General features: G+C 40.0%; 17 protein-coding genes and 1 pseudogene. 7 read left to right on the top strand and 11 right to left on the bottom strand.

The genetic code is table 11. The features are described 5' to 3' along the window. From HMJ38_RS23105 to trxA, 7 genes and pseudogenes are all read right to left on the bottom strand, one after another. A pseudogene (locus HMJ38_RS23105) lies at positions 1-1,708 on the bottom strand (hypothetical protein); the annotation flags it as partial. Between the two features lie 631 nt (positions 1,709-2,339). Then, entirely contained in the window at positions 2,340-3,386 is a 1,047-nt protein-coding gene (locus HMJ38_RS23100) for a helix-turn-helix domain-containing protein (protein ID WP_194976816.1), read from the bottom strand. Positions 3,387-4,040: 654 nt separating this feature from the next. Next, on the bottom strand, positions 4,041-4,532 hold the full coding sequence (locus HMJ38_RS23095) for a DUF6691 family protein (RefSeq protein ID WP_194976815.1): 492 nt from the start codon (positions 4,530-4,532) through the stop codon (positions 4,041-4,043). Between the two features lie 12 nt (positions 4,533-4,544). Further along, positions 4,545-5,126 (bottom strand): YeeE/YedE family protein, encoded by a 582-nt coding sequence (locus HMJ38_RS23090; protein WP_194976814.1) that lies wholly within the window; start codon positions 5,124-5,126, stop codon positions 4,545-4,547. 31 nt (positions 5,127-5,157) lie between these two features. Then, positions 5,158-6,549 carry a hypothetical protein gene (locus tag HMJ38_RS23085; protein ID WP_194976813.1) on the bottom strand — a complete coding sequence of 464 codons (1,392 nt, stop codon included), beginning with the start codon at positions 6,547-6,549 and terminating at the stop codon, positions 5,158-5,160. 124 nt (positions 6,550-6,673) lie between these two features. Further along, positions 6,674-8,095, bottom strand: a complete 1,422-nt coding sequence (locus HMJ38_RS23080; RefSeq protein WP_194976812.1) for an MBL fold metallo-hydrolase — start codon at positions 8,093-8,095, stop codon at positions 6,674-6,676. Between the two features lie 80 nt (positions 8,096-8,175). Then, the gene (gene trxA, locus HMJ38_RS23075) at positions 8,176-8,496 is read right to left on the bottom strand and encodes a thioredoxin (protein WP_194976811.1); all 321 of its coding nucleotides are present in this window, start codon (positions 8,494-8,496) and stop codon (positions 8,176-8,178) included. Positions 8,497-8,642: 146 nt separating this feature from the next. On the opposite strand from trxA, the gene HMJ38_RS23070 reads away from it, so the two are divergent. Continuing rightward, positions 8,643-11,627, top strand: a complete 2,985-nt coding sequence (locus tag HMJ38_RS23070) for a glycosyltransferase family 117 protein (protein ID WP_194976810.1) — start codon at positions 8,643-8,645, stop codon at positions 11,625-11,627. A gap of 112 nt (positions 11,628-11,739) precedes the next feature. Here the strand turns inward: HMJ38_RS23070 and HMJ38_RS23065 are convergent, their stop codons facing one another. Beyond that, the gene (locus HMJ38_RS23065) at positions 11,740-12,537 is read right to left on the bottom strand and encodes a class I SAM-dependent methyltransferase (RefSeq protein WP_194976809.1); all 798 of its coding nucleotides are present in this window, start codon (positions 12,535-12,537) and stop codon (positions 11,740-11,742) included. A 49-nt stretch (positions 12,538-12,586) separates the two neighbouring features. Between HMJ38_RS23065 and HMJ38_RS23060 the strand changes: the two genes are divergently transcribed. Further along, positions 12,587-13,837: a GWxTD domain-containing protein gene (locus HMJ38_RS23060; protein WP_194976808.1), complete on the top strand. Its 1,251-nt coding sequence runs from the start codon at positions 12,587-12,589 to the stop codon at positions 13,835-13,837. After that, positions 13,810-14,583, top strand: coding sequence for a 23S rRNA (guanosine(2251)-2'-O)-methyltransferase RlmB (rlmB, locus tag HMJ38_RS23055; protein WP_194976807.1), 774 nt, complete (start codon positions 13,810-13,812; stop codon positions 14,581-14,583). The genes HMJ38_RS23060 and rlmB overlap by 28 nt, the downstream gene beginning before the upstream one ends. Positions 14,584-14,853: 270 nt before the next feature. Here rlmB and HMJ38_RS23050 read toward each other — a convergent pair whose 3' ends face one another. Further along, positions 14,854-17,286: a mechanosensitive ion channel domain-containing protein gene (locus tag HMJ38_RS23050; protein ID WP_228780235.1), complete on the bottom strand. Its 2,433-nt coding sequence runs from the start codon at positions 17,284-17,286 to the stop codon at positions 14,854-14,856. A gap of 576 nt (positions 17,287-17,862) precedes the next feature. On the opposite strand from HMJ38_RS23050, the gene HMJ38_RS23045 reads away from it, so the two are divergent. Together HMJ38_RS23045 and HMJ38_RS23040 are read left to right on the top strand one after the other, a co-directional pair. Next, the gene (locus tag HMJ38_RS23045) at positions 17,863-18,291 is read left to right on the top strand and encodes an Hsp20/alpha crystallin family protein (protein ID WP_194976805.1); all 429 of its coding nucleotides are present in this window, start codon (positions 17,863-17,865) and stop codon (positions 18,289-18,291) included. 188 nt (positions 18,292-18,479) lie between these two features. Continuing rightward, positions 18,480-19,976, top strand: a complete 1,497-nt coding sequence (locus HMJ38_RS23040; protein ID WP_194976804.1) for a Do family serine endopeptidase — start codon at positions 18,480-18,482, stop codon at positions 19,974-19,976. 433 nt (positions 19,977-20,409) lie between these two features. Here HMJ38_RS23040 and HMJ38_RS23035 read toward each other — a convergent pair whose 3' ends face one another. Then, positions 20,410-22,188 carry a glycoside hydrolase family 9 protein gene (locus HMJ38_RS23035; protein WP_194976803.1) on the bottom strand — a complete coding sequence of 593 codons (1,779 nt, stop codon included), beginning with the start codon at positions 22,186-22,188 and terminating at the stop codon, positions 20,410-20,412. 218 nt (positions 22,189-22,406) lie between these two features. On the opposite strand from HMJ38_RS23035, the gene HMJ38_RS23030 reads away from it, so the two are divergent. Then, positions 22,407-23,147 carry an SDR family oxidoreductase gene (locus tag HMJ38_RS23030; protein ID WP_194976802.1) on the top strand — a complete coding sequence of 247 codons (741 nt, stop codon included), beginning with the start codon at positions 22,407-22,409 and terminating at the stop codon, positions 23,145-23,147. Positions 23,148-23,165: 18 nt separating this feature from the next. Beyond that, positions 23,166-24,557 carry an NAD-dependent succinate-semialdehyde dehydrogenase gene (locus HMJ38_RS23025; RefSeq protein WP_194976801.1) on the top strand — a complete coding sequence of 464 codons (1,392 nt, stop codon included), beginning with the start codon at positions 23,166-23,168 and terminating at the stop codon, positions 24,555-24,557. 339 nt (positions 24,558-24,896) lie between these two features. On the opposite strand, the gene HMJ38_RS23020 is transcribed toward HMJ38_RS23025, so the two are convergent. Next, on the bottom strand, positions 24,897-25,502 hold the full coding sequence (locus tag HMJ38_RS23020) for a chemotaxis protein CheB (protein WP_194976800.1): 606 nt from the start codon (positions 25,500-25,502) through the stop codon (positions 24,897-24,899). Positions 25,503-25,616 lie beyond the last annotated feature (114 nt).

The following is a 25,616-nucleotide window of genomic DNA, read 5'->3' as shown; positions in this document are numbered from 1 at the left end:
TTCCGTCTACTATCATTGAGCTTACTACCTTGCTGTCGCCGATGGTACTCACTCCCGTATTGTCTATGGTAACATCTCCGCTCAATGTGACTTCCGTCGCTACGTTTGCTGCATTTCCAAGGTACACTTTTCCATCAGCAAGCGTATTGATAGCCGAAAGCCCGGTATCCACATAATTTTTGGTAGCGGCATCTTGGGCCAAGGTAGGGTCAGCAACTCCTGTTAATTTATTGGTTCCAAGTGAAACATCTGCAGCTGCTGCACCAAATCCACTCAATGGAATATTTTCCTTATCCAGTTTGGCATTGGTCACATTGGTATCTGCAATCATGGAACTCACCACTTTGCTATCGCCAATTGTATTTACCCCCGAATTGTTAAGGGTAACATCACCTGATAATGTGACTTCTGTAGCTTCGTTGTTCTCATTTCCAAGATATATTTTCCCGGAGTCAAGGGTGTTGATTTCTTTAATTGCCTGTGAATTCTCCAATTCAGCGGCTTTTGCACGGGCCTCCTCATCAGCAATCGCAATTTCAGCAGCTGTTTTGTTGGCATCCACATTGCCCTGAACCGTTTCGATATTGCTCTGCAATACGCCTTCAGCATTAGTTGCACGGGTTGTTTCAGATGCAAGATCAACAATTAGTTTCTCCTCAGCGGCCTTTGCACGGGCCTCTTCATCAGCAATCGCTGTTTCAGCGGCTGTTTTGTTAGCATCCACATTGCCCTGAACCGTTTCGATATTGCCCTGCAAAACCCCTTCGGCTCCAACTGCACGTATTGTTTCATCGGCAAGATCTGTGGCCAGTTTCTCCTCGGCAGCTTTTGCACGCGCTACTTCCTCAGCAAGCGCTTTGTTGCCCTCAGAAGCTGACGCATTCACAAAAGTCTTGACGGCAAGTTCGGTAGGAAACTTCGTGTTGGTGTCATCCGACAAGGCCACATCGGTTGATTTATTTGCACTATTTTCCTTTAATGCAATATTGGCGGCATTGGTCAGGATATCAGAACTGTTATTGGAAACAGCGGTGTTCAGACTATTGATATCGCCTGTGTTCGCTGAAATATTGTTGGCATTTGTTTGAATACCCGAAGCATTGCTCTGGATATTAGTGATATTTTGGGCTACCGCAGTATTCAAGCTGCTAATCTCTCCAGTGTTCTGAGCTATTTTTTCTGAATTTGCTGATTCTGCTGCTTTAGCCCTAGCAATTTCAGATTCAAATGCTGTCAAATCTACTTTTGTATCTAGAAAGGGCTGGATCTTAGCAAGCGTCAAAAAAGGCAATAACATTTTAGAAGTATCAGAAGCATAGATGATTTCTGGGATGTTGTTTAGATCAGAGAAATCACCGGAAACCGCCACATCCGAAAAATCAGGCTTGTTTAAAATCTGGGTTTCACCACTCGTTGCCTCCCAATCAGCGTTTTTGTAAACAGAATGTTTGAGCAAAGTCCAGTCGCCTCCGTTAAAAAAATAAAATCCGGAAACATCATCTACTTGGTAAATAAGCAATGATTCAGCAGGGTTCTGAATGGCATTTTTTTGCGCAAATGTTAATCGTGGAATTAAAAGTCCCTTTTCATTTGATTTTATTTCCAATGCAGCAGAAGCATGAGGTTCCTCTGTTCCAATTCCTACCTGAGCTTGAAGCAGAAAGGGAATCAACAAAAGAAAGCATAGTAAGAGTAGATTTTTCTTCATTTCACTTATAATAATTTTTGAAATAATTTTAATACACAATCTGACCTATTAAAGTAAATGCCTTAATGAGCTATCAAAGTCAGCAGGATCGCTGTATTGAATCTCAAAAGATTAAGTAATAGGTTTGGTAATTTCAGTAGAGATTGATCTGGGGATTAAGGATTTTTTCTCCACACTGATTTTGTAAAGCACATCAATTCCCAGTCAGGATTCAAAATTTGTATGTTTCAAAAGCCGATTTTGAAACATACTGTCAGAGAAGTCCCTTTTCAGTTTTATGAAATGCAAAAGTGACTTTACAAAAACCTGCCGCTTTGCTAAAAAAAATTAGCCCATTTAATCAAGAAGTGGGTTTTTCAGTAGTTCGTAAAATTATACAAACAAAAAAAGGTGAACTTTTTGACAACCGCCCATTGAAATACAAGGTATGAAAATAGGTTAAAAGTGGGTTGAGTTGATATCTGCCAAATAGGTTTTCCCCTGCAATTTTCCACAAGCCGGGCAGGAAAGATGGGAAGGATCCGGGTTCAGTCAGTTTATCCCTATCTTAAACCTTCAGAATACAATTATCTTATTTGATTATAGAAATAAGATAATTGTATTCAGATTATTGTTGCAATACCTACCTGTATCAAGAAGGGCTTTCCTGAAATTTCTTCCAAAACTCAGTGGGGCTGCAACCCTTTTCTTTTTTAAATGCATTGAAAAAAGTAGTCCTTGAATTGAATCCGGACATCTCACCCAAAGCTTCCAACGTATAATCATCAAGGTATCCTTCTTCTATTTTGGTAATGGCATATGATATCCTAAACTGATTTAAAAATTCATTGAAATTTCTACCAAATTCCCTATTGATAACCAATGAAACCAATTTTGATGATACATTAATACAGCTTGAAAATCGATTTAATGTCATTCCGGTTTCGGTAAATAACTGGTCTTCTTCCATTTTTGAGATGATCTCAGATTTAATGGATTCGATTTCTTTTTGGGAAATAACATCCGGTTGTTCTTTGGGTGATCGTAAATGGTCTTCAGATTCGTCTGGATTTTTGGTATTCGGAATTTGAATTATATCAATATCCACTTTGGTAACCTGTGATTTTTTCTTCTCCTTTCGATCGCTAAAATATCCTGCCCTGAAATTGACAAAAAGGTTAAGACCCAAAAGCCCAAGAAGCGAGATTCTTCTTAAATAATAATTCTCCACCGTTAGGTCAATTGCTCCAAAATTTATCAAAACCTCCAGGATAGCATAAGTAAATTGAAAAAGCACCAGCCAACCTAGATTGATCAATACAATCGTGAGGTCATATATTCGCCTATCCCCCTTCTTAAAAAAAAATATCTCTGGTCGCATCTTTTTCACCAGGTATAGTGCATAGACAAAATAGCCTGTCTGAAGAAAAATCCTGAACAGGTAGTGGAACTGAATTGGAACCAATCCGCCAGCTTCAAAATTAATTTTGGAATTGTCTGATACAATCGTTGTGGCAAATACAGATTTAACTTGAGCAGATTCGAAGTAAAAAGGAAGCAGGTCCAATAAGTGAAATAATGCGGGAAGAAAGTGAATCCAATCCCTTTCCCTTAATCCGGAAAATCCAAAAAGAGAGTTTCTAAAAAAAAAATAGAATAAAGGCGCACACAAATACATCAATGGACTTATAGTTCTCATTAAATAAGGCATTTTCATGATAAAGCCTGCCTCATACCAAATAAAATATATGAACAAGCAGAAATTAAAAAAAAACAATGATGCATAAAGGAACTTGTATCCTGAAATGTTCTTTTCCTTTTTTAATATCAAGATGAAACTGTTGAATGTAGCAACAGTCAGTAACATGATAATAAAGAGTAATTGAAACTTCATAATTCGGACCTGGGCTTGTGGGAATTAAAGAAGAATGCCGGAATAGCATCTTAATGGATATTTGAATATAGCTCAAAATCAAGTAATAAATAGATATTTCTAATACAAAATCTATGTTATTTTAAAATTATGAAGTTTTGTTAATACATAATCTCTGATTTTTCACGAAAAAACAAATTAAAAATTATCAAATAAATCTCCTTTTCATTATTATTACATTAAACTTATAAATAAGTAACACAATAAATATCATTGATATGACTATTTCAATTGATCATTTTATTAAGAAAAAACTCTTGTTTTTTTCACCAAACAAGAACTCCAAAACAAAAAAGTCAGGACTCCTAAAAAAACATCAGCCCCATTCTTTAAATTGGGAAAATAAAAAAGCCACCGCCATCAGGCAGTGACTTTCTATTCAAATTTAATTTTTCCTGAATTATATTAGAACTCGAACTTTTAATTTGGAAGTTTATCAGAAAACCTACCATAAGTCCAAGTACCGGCAATGGCACTTACCAAGGTAACTGCAATCACTGTGAACCCACTGCCTATTTGAGCAAATAATGGCCCGGGACATGCACCCGTCAAAGCCCATCCCAATCCGAAGATAAATCCACCTATGATCTGCCCTTTTCTAAATTCCTTTTTGGGTATGATGATTTCATCTCCATGAATGGTTTTGATATTGAATCTTTTGATCAATTGGATGGAAATGATACCGACCAAAATGGCCGAACCAATAACCCCGTACATGAAAAAAGATTGTAATCTGAACATTTCTTGAATTCTGAACCAAGAGATAATTTCGGCTTTGACGAAAATCAGACCGAAAAACAAACCCACTATCAAATATTTAATCAATCCAAAACCCGCCTCATGATCAATTTTGTTATTAGGCGTTCCGCAATCTTTTGGATCCTGTGTTTTTTCTATTATTGTCGTTTTCATAATCCCTTACTATTAAAATCCAACTAAAGTCATTAATGGTCCCAAAAACGCATGTGTCATCAGAAATCCTCCAATCATGAAGAAAATCGTAGCAACCACAGACGGCCATTGGAGGGAACTGATTCCCATAATCGCATGACCCGAAGTACATCCTCCGGCATAACGGGTTCCAAATCCCACCAAAAAACCTCCTACAACAAAGAAGAGTAGTCCTTTTGCAGTAAACAGGTTTTCCCAGTTGAATATCTCAGCCGGCATCAGGCTGCTGTAATCCGTAATACCCAATGCTGCCAAGTCCTGTTGTGTAGATTCCGCTATGACAATCGTTTCGGGATTGGCAAAGAAAGCTGTAGCTACAAATCCACCTATCAATATCCCAATAACAAAAACAATGTTCCACATTTCCTTTCTCCAATTGTAAGTAAAGAAAGGGATGTTGGCTGGTACACACATAGCGCAGACATGTCTAAGTGATGAGGAAATTCCGAAAGATTTATTTCCAATTAGCAATAATATTGGTACTGTTAGACCGATTAATGGTCCCGCGACCCACCAAGGCCAAGGTTGTTTGATCCATTCAATAAATTGTTCCATATTTAATTTGTTTGTTATTTATTTTTAATTTTTAAAACCTGTAATCCATTATTAGGTTCAAATTCCACATATCTACCCTATTGATTTTTAGGTTTTCGGTGAGTGCAGAACCTTTCTGAGGTATTTTATTGATTACCAGCAGTTGCATATTCAAGCCTTTGAGATAATTATCAAACTTGTAATCAAACATACCTGAGAAATGATAATATGATGGGATTCCATATTTATTGGTCTTAAAGGTGTACATGTCTGAATGATCTATTTTTCCGGCCCCAAACTGCGCAAATAAACCTTCTAAAGGGGTTATTAGATCATATTTAAGTACTATAGCTTTCATATCCCCACTCCCCTCATATCTTTCTCTGGAAAGACTTGCATAGAGGTTTTCTCTACCCCACTCTCTGGGAAACAAAAACCTACCTCTTCCATTGATTCCAAGGAAATTCAATGAAATATTATGTCTGCCCCAGAAAACTCCCATTTTGGAGCCCAAACCAGAACCTTTTTCACCTGGTAAAATATAGGTCTTACTGGTTTCTGGATTTCCGCCATCATTGATGGCAAACTGATGAAAACCCTGCAAACCGACATTGAATCTTGGCTTTCCTCCTAAGTCAAATGTGTAGTCCGTCTGTACAAATGAAATGTTAAATACATTTTCACTATAGTAATTCCAAGCTTGTGCAGTCAGTCCACTTTTATGGTATTGGAATCCTATGAGTCCAATCCCTTTGGAGCTGATATTATCCTTGTAATCAGAAGGTTCTCCAAAAGGATTTCTTCCAAAGGGATACACCCCAAATGATTCTTCAGCACTGTACCATTCTACTGTTCCCCTTATGGCAACAGAATTGATCCACATGGCCGTAATCTTATAATTCAGTGCAGAATACGTAGCAGATAGTCCACCAAAGACATTTGGCCTCATTCTATTGTCCTGATCATTGAGTAGCGGAGTGATTAATTTTTGACGTCCAAGGACTAGTTTCAACCGATTCCGTCTGTATGCCACAAATAACTCCTCTAGCCTGTCTAATTTATTGGTATTGGTCAGGTCGTTCATGTCATAGAGCAATAACTCATACCTGTTTCCTGCCCCCGTTATCGGATCAGCTATTCTGACGTTATGTTCAAACATCTGAAAGGTAAAGAAACCACTGAACCTCACTTCAAATCCCTTCCACTCCGGACTGGTATATCCTACTCCGGCACCCATTGCCAAGGTAGAATAATTCAATAAGTCTCCATGATTGATTGTTGACATAAAAAAGGATTTGACATGAAAATCAAATTCTCCTTTTTTAAGATCTTCTCCCAAAGTTGGTCTGATCGTTTTCAATGTATCAGTCGGTATATTTTCTTTTTGACCAAACACTTCAATTGAAAGAACATTTAAGAAAATAAAAACCAAAACTCGATACATATTCAAAATTGGGTAGACTTGATACGATTCGCAGTGACATTTATCACTTTTAACTCCTTTCAATGAAAAATGGCAAGACCAATGCCTTGCCATTTGAAGTTTTAGAATTTCAAAGGTTGAAAGTTTACAACAAGGTTGTGGGACAAACATAATCACTGACTTTGAAAAGAGCTGAGTCTTTGATTGCGTCAAACCCACCCTTAACATCGATCAGGTTATCAAACCCTCTTGCTTTCAAAATTGAATTAAATACCATGGATCTATAACCTCCCGCACAATGCACATAATACGTTTTGTCTTTATTTACCTGGGCCATGCTTTCGTTGATATAATCCAAAGGAGCATTTTCGGCATCAATGACGTGCTCGCTCAAATATTCAGAGTTCTTTCTGACATCAAGAATATTCACATTACCTTCTTTTTCGATAATATGAGCCAATTCCTCAGCAGAGACAGATGTAATGGTATCTACTTCTCTACCGTCTTTTGCCCAAGATTCAAAACCACCTTTGATATATCCAATAGCATAATCATATCCCACTCTTGCCAATCTCGTGACAACTTCCTCTTCCCTTCCTTCTTCTGCTACGATCAGTATTTCTTGCTTCAAGTCAGGCACTAAGGCACCTACCCAAACAGCAAAGCTGCCATCAATACCAATATTTATAGAATTTGGAATGAATCCTTTGGCAAAAACCTGAGCATCTCTTGTATCCAATATCACAGCGCCGGTTTCATTGGCCGCTGCTTCAAATGCAGCAGGACTCAAAGGCTTGATTCCTCTTTCCAAGACATCATCAATGCTGTCATAGCCTTGAATATTCATCAATACATTTTGAGGGAAATAGGAAGGCGGAGGTGTCAGTCCTGTCAACACTTCCTTGATAAATTCCTCTTTGGTCATTTCCTGAAGCGCATAATTGGTCTTCTTTTGATTGCCCAAAGTGTCTGTTGTTTCTTTACTCATGTTTTTACCACATGCACTACCTGCACCATGCGCAGGATATACAATGATATCATCAGCCAAAGGCATGATTTTATTTCTCAAGGAATCATAAAGATGCGCTGCTAATTTATCTTGGGTAAGGTCAGCAATTACTTTCTGGGCCAAATCAGGTCTTCCGACATCTCCAATAAACAATGTATCTCCAGTGAATAGTGCTTCTTCTTTACCTTCCTCATTGATCAAAAGGTAGCAGGCACTTTCCATGGTGTGTCCAGGGGTATGTATCAATCTGATTTTTACTTTACCCAATTGAAACTCCTGACCGTCCTCTGCAACTATTGCGTCAAATCCCATTTTCATACCTGTTGGCCCAAAAACTATCGGAGCTCCTGTCTTTGCAGACAAATCCTGATGACCTGATACAAAGTCAGCATGAAAATGGGTCTCAAATACATATTTGATTTTTGCGCCCCTTCTCTCTGCCTTTTCGATATAAGGCTGAACTTCTCTTAGTGGGTCAATGACTGCAGCTTCGCCATCAGACTCGATGTAATATGCTCCTTGAGCCAAACATCCGGTATAAATTTGTTCTATTAACATATTCTTTGTTTTTATTTTTGATTCTGTAAAATTATAACTGTCACCTTCTTTGAAGAATGACTTTTGTCACACTTATAAAATTATACTTTTTGAACCGTTTTTTCCTCAATTACTTTCACCAATTGGTGTGCAGGTACGACACCTGACTGCCTCCACAAGACTTGCCCGTTTTGGAATAAGATCAAAGTTGGGACCCCTCTTACTTGGTATTTACTAGCTGCTAAAGGATTTTTGTCGACATCTACTTTGATGATTTTGACTTTTTCACCGACTTGTTTGGCTGTGTCCAAAAGGATGGGCTGCATCATCTGACATGGACCGCACCATGTAGCAAAGAAATCTACCAATACTGGCTCATCACTTGAAATAAGCTCGTTGAATGTTCTAGGTTGTGCACTCATGGTTTTCATATTTTTTGATGCTACAAATTTATGGTGTTAAGAAATGATTCACAGTAATTTTTATCACAATACCTTAAATGCTGTTAAAATTCCAGACATTTTGGATTTATTGCTTATTTTCGCCCGATACTATTATTTCGTAAACAATGCTTGATTATAAAAAGGTCAACGACCTGACTGGTTGGTTGGTTTTTCTGGTGGCTACCACCGTCTATGTACTTACCGTTGAAGAGACTGCCAGCTTTTGGGATCCAGGGGAATTTATAGCTGTCTCATATAAACTACAGGTTCCCCATCCTCCGGGAGCTCCGTTTTTCTTGTTGATTTACAGGATGTTCGGTTTCCTTGCTTTGGGAGATGGACTGGCAGTAGCTTATTGGATGAACGTCGGCAGTGCAGTCTTCTCAGGACTAACCATATTATTTCTTTTTTGGTCTATCACCTTATTTGGAAGGAAACTTTTCAATTTACAAAAAGGACTAGAAAGCAAAGGGCAGACCATTACCCTGATGGGTGCGGGCATTATCGGTTCACTTATATACACATTCACGGATAGCTTCTGGTTTTCGGCCGTAGAGGCTGAAGTTTATGCCATGTCTTCTTTTTTCACTGCTATCGTGATTTGGGCATTCCTCAAATGGGATGTCATAGAAGATCCGCGGGATGAAAACCGTTGGATGATTTTTATAGCTTATCTGGTTGGTCTTTCCATAGGTGTCCACTTGCTGAACCTGGTGACTCTACCTGCATTGGCTTTGGTGTATTATTTTAAAAAGTACAAAAATCCAGACCTGAAAGGAGGAATAATTGCACTGATCATCGGTGGAATTGCACTGATCATCATCAATAATTTGATTATCCCTGGTTTGCCAAGCCTTGCCGGTTCTATAGAGATCTTCTTTGTGAATAGTATAGGATTGCCTTTTGGATCCGGTATAGTAGTATTCTCCGCAGTATTTTTAGGATCATTGATTTATGGGATTTTATATTCTATCAAAAAGGAAAAAGTAGTGCTGAATACCATTTTGGTATCCTTGACATTTATATTGATCGGATATGGTTCTTATGCCATGATTGTAGTCAGGGCAAATCAGGACCCTGTGATCAATGAAAATGCACCTAAAGACATTATCAGCTATGTATCCTATCTCAAAAGAGAACAATATGGCTACAGGCCCTTGCTATTTGGACAATATTTTGATGCAGAATTGGTGGACCAAAAAGAGGGTGCACCTATCTACATGAAAGGCAAGGACAAATATGAGATTGTGGATTATTCCACCACCAACATTTATGATCCTGAAAGGTCTACTATTCTCCCCAGAATTTATTCGACCCAAGATCGCCACAAACAACTCTATAGATCAAAATTAGGTCTTCGGGAAGGTGAGAAACCAAGCTTTGCTGACAATTTGTTTTTTATGTTCGATCATCAATTAGGGCATATGTATTGGAGATATTTTATGTGGAATTTCTCTGGCAGGGAAAGTGATTTTGCTGATGCGCCTTGGATGGGGATTTCAGATTTTTTCTCCGACATCTTTCCTGATTATATCAAAGAAAACAAAGCACACAACAATTACCTGATGTTGCCACTTATCTTGGGTTTGATCGGATTGATATTTCAGGCAAAAAATGACCCCAAGTCCTTCTACATTACCGTGATGTTGTTTCTCATGATGGGTGTGGTACTGGTACTTTACCTCAACTCACCACCTGTCGAACCAAGGGAGCGGGATTATATCTATGTGGGATCTTTTTATGCCTTTGCCATTTGGATCGGCATTGGTGTGATGGCATTGGCAAATTGGATAGCTAAATTGAACAAAAATCTGGCCTTTGCAGGGATCATTGCCACCTTGGTGACTTTTCCCATCCCTGTATTGATGGCTTCCCAAAACTGGGATGACCATAACCGGCAGGGTAGATTTTTCTCAGTGGATTCTGCAAGGAATTTCCTGTCATCATGTGCCCCAAATGCAATCTTATTTACAGGGGGTGACAATGATACTTTTCCACTCTGGTATGTGCAGGAAGTTGAAGGATTCAGGACTGATGTGCGTGTAGTTGTATTGAGTTACTTTGATACTGACTGGTACGTAGAGCAAATGACCCGTCCAGTACATGAATCTGCGGCATTGCCTTTTTCCTTGGATGAGAAGAATTTCAAAAAAGGAACCAATGATGTCCTTTATGTCGTGGATAGAGAGGGATTGGATGCTATTTCAGCAAATGAATACCTTAAGCTGGTCAAAAATGAAAGCAATCTTTTGAAGCTACAAACCTCAGGTAGAACTAATTATAATATGGTCCCATCCAGAAACCTGATTCTGGATGTCAATCTGCAAAACGTCTTCAATCAAGGGCTGATACCTGAAGGCATGGAGACTTTGATGACCGAACAGATTAACTTGAGGGTCAAGGGTAACTACCTGACCAAAGGCAATCTGATGCTGATTGACCTGATTACAAGCAACAATTGGGAAAGACCCATTTATTTCAACAATACTTCTTTGGCCACGATAGGCATCGACATCGAGGATTATGTGGTCATGGAAGGACTTACCTACAGGCTTCTTCCTGTAAGAAAACCTCAGGGACTAAGAACTGAACTTGTCAATACTGACCTTGCCTATTCCAACATCAAGGAAAAATTTGCTTTCAGGGGAATGGATAACCCCGATAATTACTTTGACGATGAATTCAGGCGCTTCACTTCCAACCACCGTTCTGCCATCAATTCTGTGGCGATTGCGCTATTGGATGAGGACGACTTGGACAGGGCTGCAGACCTACTTAAATTCAGTATGGAAGTCATGCCGGACAAGGCCATTCCATACGACCTTGCGAGCGGTCAATCAGTCCCTTTATTGTTTGAGGTGGGTGAAGATGATCTTGCGTTGGATATCATCGAAAAAATCTCCCATAGATCAGTTCAGATGTTGGAATTTTATACCCGAACCAATCGCGATTATGACAGGGAAGCTATGATTTCTATTGAAATGCTGAAATTCTTTGTGCCTCTTCTCGATGAAAGGGGATATAATGAAATGTCCGAAAAACTAAAGAAAGAACTGGATAAAATCCTTGGCCCCTCCGTCAGGGGCGGCGGAATCATGAATCCGAATTAAGCTATTCGTCATTTGTAATGACGAAGACAGATAATCAGAATTTGTAATCCTACAAGATCCTACGAAAGAAAGTTTACCGGAATTACAAATTCCGGATTATCTGGTCACGAGATTACAAATCTCGAGACGCACGAGAAGCCTTATGTAAGACATAAAACAAATCCAAGCCTTTTTCGGGGGAGGGCTCCAAGGTGTAATCTACATGAGTGATGTCAGTGACTGAGTTTCCCTGTTGTTGGTGAAGTTTGTTGCGGTTCATCCTATTGAGGATTTCATATGGCCATCTCAGCACAAAAGCAGGCAATCGGTATTGCAGGTTCAGCACATCAAACCGCATGATCTTTTGAACTGATTTACGGTTTGCTTCGTGATAAGCCCAAATTTTATCGTTGCCTCCGATACCCAAAGGTTCCACTTTTTCAAAAATACCTTTACATAAATCCTCTAATTGCTTGGGTGTATATTCCCGGATATGCCATGGATTGCGGGAAAGGGTATGCTTGATATTGGGAGTGGAAATGATGGCTTTGCCACCCGGCTTTAATACCCTATAGATTTCCTCCAGAAAAAGTCTGTCGTTCTGAATATGCTCTATAACCTGAAAACTGACAACCGTATCGTAGCTATTGTCTTTCAAATCAGAAAAAGGTGGAATGACTGCTTGTTGAAAAACTGCCTCGGGAAATTTATTTTTAAGTTTGTCAATGACTTCTTGGATTTTGTCAATTCCAAGATAGGAATCGACTTGGTCCAACAATACCTCTACACCTCTTCCTTCACCGCATCCTACTTCCAAAAGGTCACCACTGACCATAGGCTTGGCAGCAATATAGGCCTTTAGGAGACGTTGATGAATTGGGTTATCACTGATTAACTTATCAGAAGCGATTTCCGTTGTATAGGTAGCCATTTAAAATTTGATTAATTTGGGCAAAATTAAGGTTAATTTTTAATTGAAGATGATAAGACACAAAATCAAAGCGAAAATCACACCCTTCTTAGGCATCCTTTTCTTATTTGTTGGATTTTCCAATCTCAGTCAGGCACAGCAGACATTGGAAACACTCAACCAAGCATTGAGGTATTCCAGATATTCCCGGTTGGCATTGAAAATCATTCCGCTGCAGGAACAAAACAGGTCTTTTGTTTTACAAATGCCGGTGGAGAAAATTGAAGAAGACCTTGATTTCGACACATACCAATTTGCCTATGCAGTGTTGTCGGGATTCCAGGAACCTATTACAGCACAAAATCTTATCACTTTGACCAAGGAGGACGTGGTCAGAGAAACTGACTTCCATATTTATTTTGAAAAAAGAGTGACCATTCCCGATTCACAGGAAATGGCCTTTGCCTTGCTACAGGCGACAGATACCCGTCAAGGAGATGTGTATTATTACCACACTGACCTGATCAGTCCATTTATTTTCGGGCATGCTGGTTTTTGGGCATATTATGAAGATGGCGTGCCCTTTGACCAAAGTTTTGTCATCCAGAAAGAACCTATAGAATTCAAGGGAAGGACAGTAATCAATCTTCACAATTTCCATTACCCTGCTACTTTTGATGCGCCGCTACCCCCTATGGAAATTCGACCTGCTCCAGTACCCCGGGAAATAAAGGTGGACTACAAAGGGAGTTTTTTGGCAAATTTACCCAAGTCATTTGATGAAGTGGGATACTATTTTATCCAATCAGATACCAACTCTACCCAAGGTATGATGCTCAAAGCAGTACCGGAAACATTTCCCCGGGTCAATGATTTTAATGAAATGGTGGATATGGTCGTATACATTTCCACAAGAAGGGAACACGAAACATTGAAAGAAGCTGAAGATAAAAAAATTGCCCTTGACCAATATTGGTATGGTCTTACCAAAGATGAAGAGACAGCCAGAAAATTGATCAGGGAGTATTTCAAACAGATAGAATTTGCCAATATCCTCTTTACAGACTTCAAAGAAGGCTGGAAAACTGACCGGGGTATGGTATACACGGTGATGGGCCCGCCCAATGAAGTCAGCTTTCGATTGAACGGTGAGATATGGTCTTATGTCAGCGCTAACTCCAATTCAAAAATAACCTTTACATTTGCACGCGTCAAAAATATCTTGACCCCGAATTATTATATACTTAACCGTTCAAGAGCCTTACAGCCGGAATGGTTCAAAAGCATCACAACATGGAGAAACGCTCAGATGGTTTTCTGATCAACAAAGGAGACCACGAAAAAGATTTTATTTTTGGAACCAGGGCAGTCATGGAAGCCATCCATGCCCAAAAAGATATTGACAAGATTTTGGTGGACAAAGAGGTCAACAATGAATTGATCAAGGAATTGCTTTCATTGGCCAAAGAGGAAAAAATCAATGTGGTCCGTGTTCCCGAAGCCAAACTCAACAGAATTACCCGAAAGAATCATCAGGGAGTGGTGGCACACATGTCTGCCATTCAATATGCTTCTTTGGACAATGTGATTGATGAATGTTTTTCCAAAGGGATAGCACCTTTAATACTAGTTTTGGACAGGATTACTGATGTCAGAAATTTTGGCGCTATGGCCAGGACGGCAGATTGTGCGGGAGTTCATGCCATTGTCATTCCGGAAAAAGGAAGCGCTCAGATCAATTCAGATGCAGTCAAAACTTCCGCAGGAGCGTTGAACCATCTACCTGTTTGTAGGGTAAAAAACCTCTATTACACTGTCAAGGACTTAAAGAAAATGGGTCTAAACGTGGTCAGTGTAACCGAAAAAACAGAACGTCTGATGTATGATGCAGACTTTAGTCTACCTACTGCCCTGATTATGGGTTCGGAAGAAGACGGAATCTCCCAAGAATTGATGGGCATATCAGATGAGTTCGTCAAAATTCCATTATCAGGAAATATCGAAAGTCTTAATGTATCTGTATCTGCTGGTGTGGTAGTATATGAAGCGATCAGGCAGAGGAGGTAGGGAGAAAGGATGAAGGAAGGTTGACATTGATATATGCTTTGCGATATAAATAGATATTTGCCTTCGGCGATATATTTGGTCATCGTAATTAACACAACTATTGTTCTGGAGCAATTAGAATTGACATTTAAAAAAAGTAAAAAGTGTCAAGTAAATTCAGGATGTGACACACAATGGATTTTAAGGCAGGCAATTGCTTACTCAGAATACCAACTGTCCTCTGAAACTGTCTAAAGCAACTGCCTACTGAGACTGCCCACTGAACACTACCTACTTTTCCTCCTCCCCTGGTTTCATCAGTTTTTCCTGCACAAGTCCAGGATAATCCTTTACATATAGGTCCCTCTGCGGGAATGGGATTTCTATATCGTTATTTTTAAATGCTTTAAATATCCCTCTCATGACCTGATCTCGGATCATTATCCATATATCCACATCATTGACCCAAAACAACACCCTGAAATTGACAGAATTGTCTGCAAAAGTCTGTAGAAAAACCCTTGGTTCAGGGGATTTTAGGATTTCATCTTTGGCAAGTTCATTAGCAATAAGTTCTGTCACCAGATCCATATCAGATTTATAAGCAACTCCAATAATCAATTCAACCCTTCGCTTTTTATCAGAAAGGGTCCAATTGGTCAACTGCTGTGCCAATAGATCGCCATTTGGTATAATCACTTCAGCACCGTCCCAATTTTTTATTTTACTGGCCCTGATGCCAATATCTTTGACTATTCCCTCGACTCCACCCACCTCAACGGTATCCCCGATTTGAATGGGTTTTTCAAATGCAAGAATGACTCCTGATACCAGGTTATTGACAATGGTCTGCAAGCCAAACCCAATACCGACAGACAATGCTCCCAATACAATCGCTATTTTATCCACGGGTATACCGGATGCCGCCACCGCAATCAAAAAACCAATCGTCAGCACCGCCAATCTCATCAATAAAATAGAAGACCCTAACCTTTTATTACCCAAACCCACATTCTGCTGATCTTTAATAGAGGCTGCATAGGCCACGGTATTTGCCAGAAAAGTGGCAATATAAACCACAACAAAGAAGACAGCTATTTGGGCAAAGTTGAAAGATGCATTCAGGATGCTCCTCTGTTTGGAAAGAAATTCACCTATACTTTGGATTAAAGTATCCAAGATGCTTAAGCTTTCAAAAAAATAGTAACCCCAAATTGCAAAGGCGAGGAATGAAAACATTTTATTCACCTTTTTTTGTATATCATTAAAATCAATCATGGAGGTGAAATCGCTTTCACTTTTCCTGCTTACCTCAAGCTGTAGGTATATCAATTCTTTGATAATGATCACAAAAATCACCAATGCCAAAGCATGCATCAGACTCAAAGTCGCAGTAATGCCTATCATTTTGCTTAAACTGAATCTCCCTAGGATGTTGGCTATTATTGAAACCGCACCAAAACTCACGTAGATTCTCGCAAAAAGCCTGACATAGGGTGGTATATCCAATTTTTCATTTGCCTTCTGCAATTTTAGCAACCTCAAACCCAGAAAAATCCCAAAGACATTAAATGCCAATAAATGCCATCTTTCTTGATAGGCAATTTCCCAATACAAATTACTCGCAGTACTGATTATAAAAAGAAAGAAAAGCATCCACCAAACTTGGTACAATTCTTTCCCAATTCTTCTTCTCAACAAAATGCCAGATATACTGACCATTACTATGAGTACGAGCGAAAAAAAAGAAACAGGCGGATTTGGATAAAAAAATGGTGCGATGGCCAAAATAACCATCAGAGATGAAAGGAAAGGGTAGCTTGGAAGGTATCTCATTCTGCCCAGTATAATTCCGGAAAACTCCTTTTCACTCTTAATTTTTTTCAAATTGGCTCCAGCCCAGTAGTTGATCAAAAACACCAACAAAACCAAAAAAATGCTGATACCCAAGTGGTTCCTGATATACCTGCTGACAATAGTCTGATTCAAATTGATAGATGTCCTGAAAATATCAACAAGGCTTTCTGTATTTGGGAAATCTTTGGGTTCCCAAATAAAATTATTTTCTTTATTGAAGAGCGCTCTCTCCAATCCTTGTTTTTGAAAATCCAAATTATCACGTATCTCATTGACCTTGACAGTAATATTGGATATTCTGGATTGGAAAGTCAGTGCCTGCAATCTCTGAAAACTCAATAAACTATCTGTTCGTGCAAGAATTGTTCTTAAATTAGAAATGGCGGATTGGTATTCAGGAAGTAAAGTGGTATCACGTAAGCTGTACCGCATCAAGTCATCCTGCTTGATAGAATCAATTTTTGTTTTCACCGCGGCGAGGTTATCCACCCTGCTTCTAACTGTCTCTTCAATGGTTGTAATTCTTGAATTGATGGAAGAAATCAGATTATCCAATGCGCTCAGGTATCTAAGGTTAATTTTTGTTTCTTCACTTACCAACCTTCTTTCTACTATAGAGACCAAGCCTTCAGATAAACTGATAACTTCTGAAATTTGGACTGTATCCAATTCGCTTTTTAAAATTTTATTGAGCTCATTGATTTTTAAAGTGTAATCTTGTGTTTTCCTGATACTTCCTTCCAAAGAGAGTCTAGGTGCTGCTTTCTGGGCATCACTCTCTTTTTCGTTCGACATAAATACGGAATCCAGCAAATCCTCATCATCAGTAATTTGCGCAGACACTTTGCCCTGCAATGCAATTAGCATGAATATTGAAAACAAAATCCCTATTGACTTCATCAGTATATTTTTTTTTAAATATAAGGAGAATACAATACGAATATCGGGAAAATGAATTGGATTTCTGGGGAAAGACGGAAGTTGAAAACTGAAGACCGAAATTGGGACATGAGAAGCGAAAACAAGAGTTAAGAATAAAAACCCATTCTGAAATCAATACTAATGACATGATATTTTTCTGAACTTATTGACCTTTCAGAATATAAAAAAATGAAACCAACTTTTGCTTTTCGCTCCAATCCAGATAACTACGGTGGAGAGGAGTCTACTTTTTTCCGAGTGTCATTCAAATTCCGAATGTTTTTTCAAAAATATTGAAAAATCGAGTTGTCAATACAAAGTTATTTATTACTCCTGAATGCCAATCTAGCCAATTGTTCCAATTAATGCATTTAAAAATTTACTTATCCCCTGTCAACTTGACGGTTTTTAAAGACGATTAATGAAAAAATAAGTCATAATGTCCTGATTTGAAGACTGGTATATAATTTATTAGAAATAAAATATCTAAAAAACTTCATTAAACACAAACCGATTACCACTATGAAACTTGTAAAATATAACCAGCTTGAACCAAATTATCCAACCACATTCAGCAACATGTTGGACAGGTTCTTCAACGACTCCATCGGTCAAAATGTCAAGCAGTTCACCCCTGCAGTGGATATTTCAGAAGATGAAAATCATTATGAAATCCATGTGTCAGTACCAGGAATGAAAAAGTCTGACTTTAACCTTGAGGTGATAGATGGAAGACTGACCATCTCAGGAGAAAGAAAAATGGAAGAAAAGACAGAAGGCAGAAACTTCCATTCCTTGGAAACTCACTATGGATCTTTCAAAAGGTCATTTTATCTGCCGGAAAATGTCAAAGAAGATGGAATCGCCGCTTCTTATGAGGATGGATTACTCAAAGTCAACCTTCCCAAAGAAGAGAAAAAAGTAAATAAATCAAAAATTGAAGTAAAATAAAGGCAAGTGGGGAAACCCACTTCCTTTTTTTTTGTTATGCCTATACACAATTTACCAAATATGCATTTTCCTGTTAAACCTTGTTAAATCAATTTGCCAAATAGGAAAATATGCTTGGTTTTTGATAACGGTAGTCTATAAATTACGTGTATCAATAGACAAAACATTATAAAAGAAAGAAAAAAGAAATGAATAAAAACCAGTTTTTCCTTGGAATCATCCTTGCTTCATTGATTGGAGGCGTAGTGGCACTTGCAGGGGCAAGCTACCTTTCGAAGCAAAATTCCGCCACAAATTTTACCGATAAGCAAGATACCAGTTTGGTCAATTGGCTTTCAGACGAAAAATTCATCATACCTGATGGAATCAATTTCGTGGCATCTGCGCAAATGGTAACTCCTGCTGTAGTCCATGTCAAAAGTAGCGTAACTGTCACTCAGGGGCAAAGGGGTACGGATCCTTTTGAAGAATTCTTTGGGTTCAGATCTCCCGATAGAGGACAGGCCCCAAGAGAAGGAAGAAGTTCCGGCTCGGGCGTAATCATTTCTGCTGATGGTTTTATTGTGACCAATAACCATGTGATAGAAAATGCAACACGGATCGATATTTCGCTGGAAGACAATACCAGATATACTGCAAGGGTAATTGGTACAGATCCCACCACTGATCTGGCACTACTCAAGATTGAGGCTAATAATTTGCCTTTTGTGAAGTTTGGAGATTCCGACCGAACGAAAGTCGGTGAATGGGTATTGGCTGTAGGCAACCCTTTTGACCTTACTTCTACCGTAACCGCTGGAATCATCAGTGCCAAAGCAAGAAATATCGGTATCCTCAGGGATATGGAAAATAACCTTCAAATTGAATCTTTCCTGCAGACTGATGCAGTAGTCAATCCCGGAAATTCCGGAGGAGCTCTTGTCAATTTGGCTGGGGAACTGATCGGTATCAACACCGCTATCGCCTCAAGAACAGGTACTTTCAACGGTTATGCTTTCGCTGTTCCAAGTTCTATTGTCCAAAAAGTAATGGATGACCTTTTGGAATTCGGTACAGTACAAAGGGGATTGTTGGGTGTGCAGATCAGGGATGTCAGTGCTGAACTGGAAGAGTCCCTTGGTGAAAAATTGGATGTAGCAAGAGGTGTGTATGTAGTAGATGTCAATGAAGGTAGTGGCGGTGAAGAAGCCGGATTACAAAAAGGTGATATCATAATCGGAGTGGATGGAACAGACACTTACAATGTAGCCAAGTTACAGGAGATGGTTGCCAGAAAACGACCCGGCGATAAGGTAGACGTCAAATACCTTAGAAAAGGTAAAGAATTATCTGCAACCGCTACTTTGAAAAATATATCAGGTGATACTAAGGTGATCAGAAAAGAACTTCCTGTAAGGATGACATTTGGAGGCGTGACATTTGAGGATGTTAAGTCAGATGTAAAAACAAGACTTAAATTAAATGGTGGTGCCAGTATCATTGAAATTAACAATGAAGAGTGGAAAAAGTCCGGTGCAAAAGTCGGGTTTATCATTACCTCTGTAATCGGTTCTGAAGGTAGGTACCGCATCTCAGGAGCAAATGACTTATCTCAAATCCTGAATGACAGTAAAGGTGAAGAGTTAGTAATCTTGGGTGTATATCCAAACGGGCAGGAATACTACTTTGAAATCACAGTTGAATAAAGAATTTGTTTGGTTTTTTACTAAAAAGCTGGCCTGAGATTTCAGGCCAGCTTTTTTTTGTTCTGCCTCATTCAGGACGAAGCGACCGAACCCCTCGTCATTCTGAACGTAGCGACACAAACCCTGAATTCTCAAAGAACCTTGAAGATTAAAAAAAAGGCTTCACTTGTCATATCGACCGTAAGGACAAATCTAATCCTCCTAAGGTCTCCAAAGACCTCTCCTGTCGTCGAGGTGATAAGGCAAAGTTTAATAATAATCTGAATCCTTTTCCTGGATCAATCATGTCAATTGCCTCTCCTTGTCATATTGAACGAAGAGAGATATCTGTTCTGCCTTCAAGGTTTAAAGACTTCTCCTATCGTCGAAGTGACAAGGCAAAGTTTATGGCAGAAAATAAACCTTTTTTGTTCAAAAATCTTGGATTACCCCCCTACTCCCGACTAAAATGCACCATCATCAATATCGCCCCTGCCGTGCCGTCCATGGTGGGTTCGTTGGTACTGTAATCTCCTACGTCATCATGGTAGACCACATGCTCGTTTTGGAAGGCGGCAAACTTGTCGGGTTTCAATAAAGTCAGACCCAACAGGTTATTGTAGATAGAAGTATAAACAGGACCATCTACCAATCCTCCAGGAACTTCCATACCCAGCAACACATAGGGTGCGGTATGTACTTCCACCGGAAATTCACCTCGTTCTGGAATTCCTGTGAACATGGAACTCCCCCAAGGATTTTTTCCGAATAACCAATCTCTTTGGGCAACCAGAAATGGTTCAAATTGGTTATCCCCTGACATTTTTTCATACAGAATGACCTGCGTAGCCAAACTTGTCAAGAGGTTATTGCTGCACCAGATAAAAGGCACTCCAATGTGAAAAGGGTTTTTCTGGGCCCGATTCATAGTATAGTCAATACCGCCTTTATAATAACCCTCCAAAGTCTTTTTGAAATCTTCATCCACCACTTCATGCAGGGAATAATGCCCCATATTGATAAAGGGGTACAATTGATAATGAGCCGCTGAGTCCCTTACCATCCAACTGTCGGCTGTATTGCTTTGCAATGCATAGGATTTGGCTTGTTCCAAGTACTTGTTTTCTTTGGTCAATTTGTAGAGTTCTGCCGCACCCCATTCCATATCATCAGCCCAGGTTTCTTCATTATACCGATAAGGTGCCCCATAGGAATTACCCTGCTGAAAACCTTCCTTATCCCTGCCCAATTGATACAAGGATAGGGCGGCCTTTTTACACTTTGCCGCAAAAACAGGATCTATCATATCCCTTTCCCAAATCCTGGCTGCCAATGCCATGGCAGCGGCACTTCTTCCGGCCAAATTTGCAACACCGGTTGCCTCGCTCTGATACTTGCTTAATCCTTGTGGTCTGCCTGTGGCAAAATAACCCACCCGATAAGAGTTCTCACCCCATCCATAATCCGCATTGTCTTTATTTGGAATCTTAAAACCTCTGTGGTCCCTATCATCGGCTACCTGATGAAAAAGCTGATCAGGTGCAGGATGCATCTTGTGGATCCAATCCAATCCCCATTTGGCTTCATCCAAAATATCCGGGATTCCATTGGCCCCGGGCTGACCCAAGGCATTGACCTCATCCTCAAACCGATCTGGATACATCTCATAAGCCATCAACATATGGGCCGTAGCATAACTGGAAGTGATCAGATACTTCAGCTGATCTCCTGCATCGTGCCAACCCCCACTCAGGTCGACAAAGGTACTGTCCGGCATTGGCCCAAAAAACGACCTTCCATCTTTCTGATGACAGACCATGTCCAACACAGGATTATAGCCACAGCGCTGCTGCCGCATAAATTCCAACAATTGTTCCTGATAGCCTGCATAGGCATTGTTTGAAATCAAAAAAGGAGTAGAACTAACCCCTGATTTCTTTCCTTTCAGAACATACTGCCCCGCTTCACTGATTGGGGAAAAATCCACCTCCCAATACAAAAATCCTCCCCAAGCATCTTTTTTCAGTTTGACGGGTTTGATGTCCAAAACAGTTTTACCTGTTTCAACATGCACCAACAGGAAGTTTTCCCTGACGGTCTCTTTGCTAAAGATTACCGCTTGCTTATTGTCCTGAGGGAGATAGCCGATTTGATTGATGCGGATATGAATTTCTGCAGGTTCTGTTACCAGGAAAAAGCTCAATAAAAGGCTTAGTAGGATTAGATAGTGCATATGGATGGGAGATTTGGGATGGATTTTTTCAATAGGATAAGATCCAATATAATCAAATGTTTTTTGGGTAAACCTGCCTCTGCGGATCTCTTTCAGGTTTGGGCAGTACCAAGATTGTTATAAATATCTACCAATTATCTATAATGCTTATTGCCGTAGGTATAAATAAGTTTACAAAAATGCATTTTGCAAATTTTGTAAACCAAAAAAGAGAAAAGATGGACTTAAATAACAAAGTAGTATTCATTACAGGAGCATCAAGCGGAATAGGAAAAGCAACGGCTCTAAAACTGGCCAAAGAAGGTGCCTCTGTGGTATTGTGTGCCCGAAGTGAGGATGAACTCAATCAATTAAAAGAAAAAATTGAGAAGAATGGTGGAAAGGCATTGGTTGTGATAACGGATGTAACCAAACCTGCTGATTTTAAAAAAGCCGTTTCTCAAACTTTGGAAAAATACGGTTCTATCGATGTATTGATCAATAATGCCGGACTGATGCCTCTTTCTTACATCGAGAAACTCAAGACCGATGAGTGGGATAAGATGATAGACGTCAACATCAAAGGTGTACTCAATGGAGTGGCCGCTGTATTGCCGACGATGCGCAAGAACAAAAGCGGTCACATTATTAACATATCTTCTTCAGCAGCCCACCGGTACTTTCCGGGTGGCGCAGTTTACAGCGCCACAAAGGTTGCCGTAAAAATGTTTTCCGAAGGACTGAGACAGGAGTTGGCGCCAACATACGGAATCAACGTGACCTCCATAGAGCCTGGTGCCGTGGACACAGCTCTATACGAAACCATCACCGATGATGACATCAAGGAGAAACTGAAAGGAATGAAGGAGATGACCACACTCGAGTCAGAAGATATCGCCAACGCCATTTTCTATGCCTTAAACCAGCCTGACAGGGTAAACGTCAACAACGTGTACTTGATGCCAACGGAACAAGGATAATTAACAAACTAAGAAACAATGAGCAAAGTAGAAAAAAAAGAAAGAATTGAGACCATCAACCCTACTACAGGTAAGAGTCTCGACCATTACGAATATATGACTGACGAAGAGGTCAAAGTTGCCATTTCAAAATGCCACGAAGCCTTCAAGAAGTGGAAAGAAGTCTCTCCTGAAGATCGGTCCAACATGATCAAAGCTATCGGCAAAGCACTGACCAATGCTAAAGAAGAGTTGGCACAGCTGATGACTGATGAGATGGGAAAGACTCTAGTGCAAAGCAGGCAAGAGGTGGATTTGTGTACTGCCATTTGTCAATATACCGCTGAGATCGGACCGAAGGAGTTGAAAACCGAGGACAGGGAACTGCTCAATGGAAACATGGGCCGCGTATCTTATGCCGCAATAGGTGTGGTATACGGTATTCAGCCTTGGAATTACCCAAGCTATCAAGTGGTGCGTTACTCCGTAGCGAGCCTTATGGCAGGTAACGGAGTCCTATTAAAGCACGCCTCCAACGTAACTGGTTCAGGCCAACTGCTGAAGCGAATTTACCGGGAAGCCGGTCTCCCGGAAGGCTTGTTTACCACCTTGGTGATCAGTCACGATCAGTCCGATGAGGTGATCAAAAATAAACTGGTGCGGGGAGTGACCCTCACCGGAAGTCCCGATGCAGGAAGAAACATTGGACAGAAAGCCACCGCTGCATTGAAAAAATCAGTATTGGAATTGGGGAGTAATGATGCGTATTTAGTTTTTGAAGATGCAGATATTGAAGTAGCCGTAAAAGCTTGTGTGATGGGCCGTATATACAATAACGGCGAAACATGCATTGCAGCCAAACGGTTTGTCGTGGTCGAAAAGGTCTACGATGAGTTCAGGGATAAATTTGTAAAAGCAATGAGTGAAGTAAAAATGGGAGACCCCAATGACGAAGGCACCGAATTGGGACCCGTGGCACGCAAAGACCTTCGCGATGATCTGCACGAACAAGTAGTAAAAAGCGTTGAGAAGGGCGCCAAGATAGCTTGCGGAGGAGAAATCCCCGATGGGGAAGGATTTTTCTATCCGGCCACTGTTTTGGAAAATGTGCAGCCCGGACAGCCTGCTTATGAGGATGAATTTTTTGGTCCCGTAGCCTCATTGATCAAAGCCAGGGACAACGAAGATGCCATGCACATCGCCAACGACAGCCGCTTTGGACTGGGGGGAGGAATTTTTTCGAAAGATGAAGACGCAGCCATCGAAATGGCCGAAAAGCACTTTGATACCGGAATGGTATTTATCAATTCCTTCGGCTTGGCCGAACCTTCCATGCCCTTTGGCGGTGTGAAAGATTCGGGCTACGGCCGTGAACACGGTGGATTCGGTTTGAAAGAATTCGTGAACGTGAAAAGTGTTATGAAACGGTAGTTTGACTGCATTACCGGATATTTAAAAAGCTTGTTGCTGTGGCAGCGGGCTTTTTTTATGAAACATCTTTGCAACGCGTCTTTGTTTAAACCATCAAATAAAGTTTACATTTGGTTTATGATATTGGTCAATTTTATTTGTTTTTTTCTACAATGTCAAAAGCCTCTGTTCGCCAATTCCAAAATTTCCCGCGAAATGAAATTTTGTTGTTTTCAGCATCAAAAGATACTTCTTCAGGATTTATGTTTGGTATAATTTTATCTCCTTTAAAAAAAAATTATTTTTGTCTTTCGCAAATCTTAATTTCACCTTCAAAGTATGACCGTTCAAAATTAAGTACTAACGTCCCCCTTTGTCAGCATGCGCAATTCTTATAATTTCCCGGGCAATATCCTCAGGCGATAGAATTAAATCTATACAACCGCTTGCTATGGCACTCTCCGGCATGTCAGGTTGTGTGGCAGTATCGGGCTTCTGTGCGATGGTGATACCCCCGACTTCCTTAATCCCGCAAAGCGCATCTGCCCCATCACCATCATACCCGGAGACAATGACAGCTATAAGTTTGCCGTCCCAATGTTGGGTAAGGGATTTTAGAAAAACTGTAATCACATCGGGCCATCCCCTAGGTTTTGAAATTGGCTTTAAGCGGAACTCATCATCCTGTACATGCAAATCACGCTGTTGCGGAATTATAAACACATGATTAGGCTGAACGTCAAGTCTTTCTGTGATTAGTTCCACGGGCATATTTGTATATCGTGGTAGAATCTCGTGGAGCAAGGTAGCTACAGTTCTCAAATGATTAACAATAACGATAGCAACACCCATATCTGCAGGCATATTCCGCAGTAAACGGGTATAAGCATCTAGACCACCCGCCGAACCACCCACGCAAACGATAGGAAAATCTTTTACAGCACTCTTAGGTTTTTGATTTTTCATGGCTTTAAAATAAAATCACTCCATAGTTGGCTATTCCCTGGGTAATTGACAGCCTAATTAATAGTCTCCTCATTTCACCGACGTAAGTGTCCACTCCCATCCCCCAAACCTAAG

Source organism: Aquiflexum lacus (assembly GCF_015476655.1).
Classification (GTDB): domain Bacteria; phylum Bacteroidota; class Bacteroidia; order Cytophagales; family Cyclobacteriaceae; genus Aquiflexum; species Aquiflexum lacus.
Note: the sequence above shows the minus strand (reverse complement) of the source record. Positions and strands in the feature narration are given on the sequence as shown.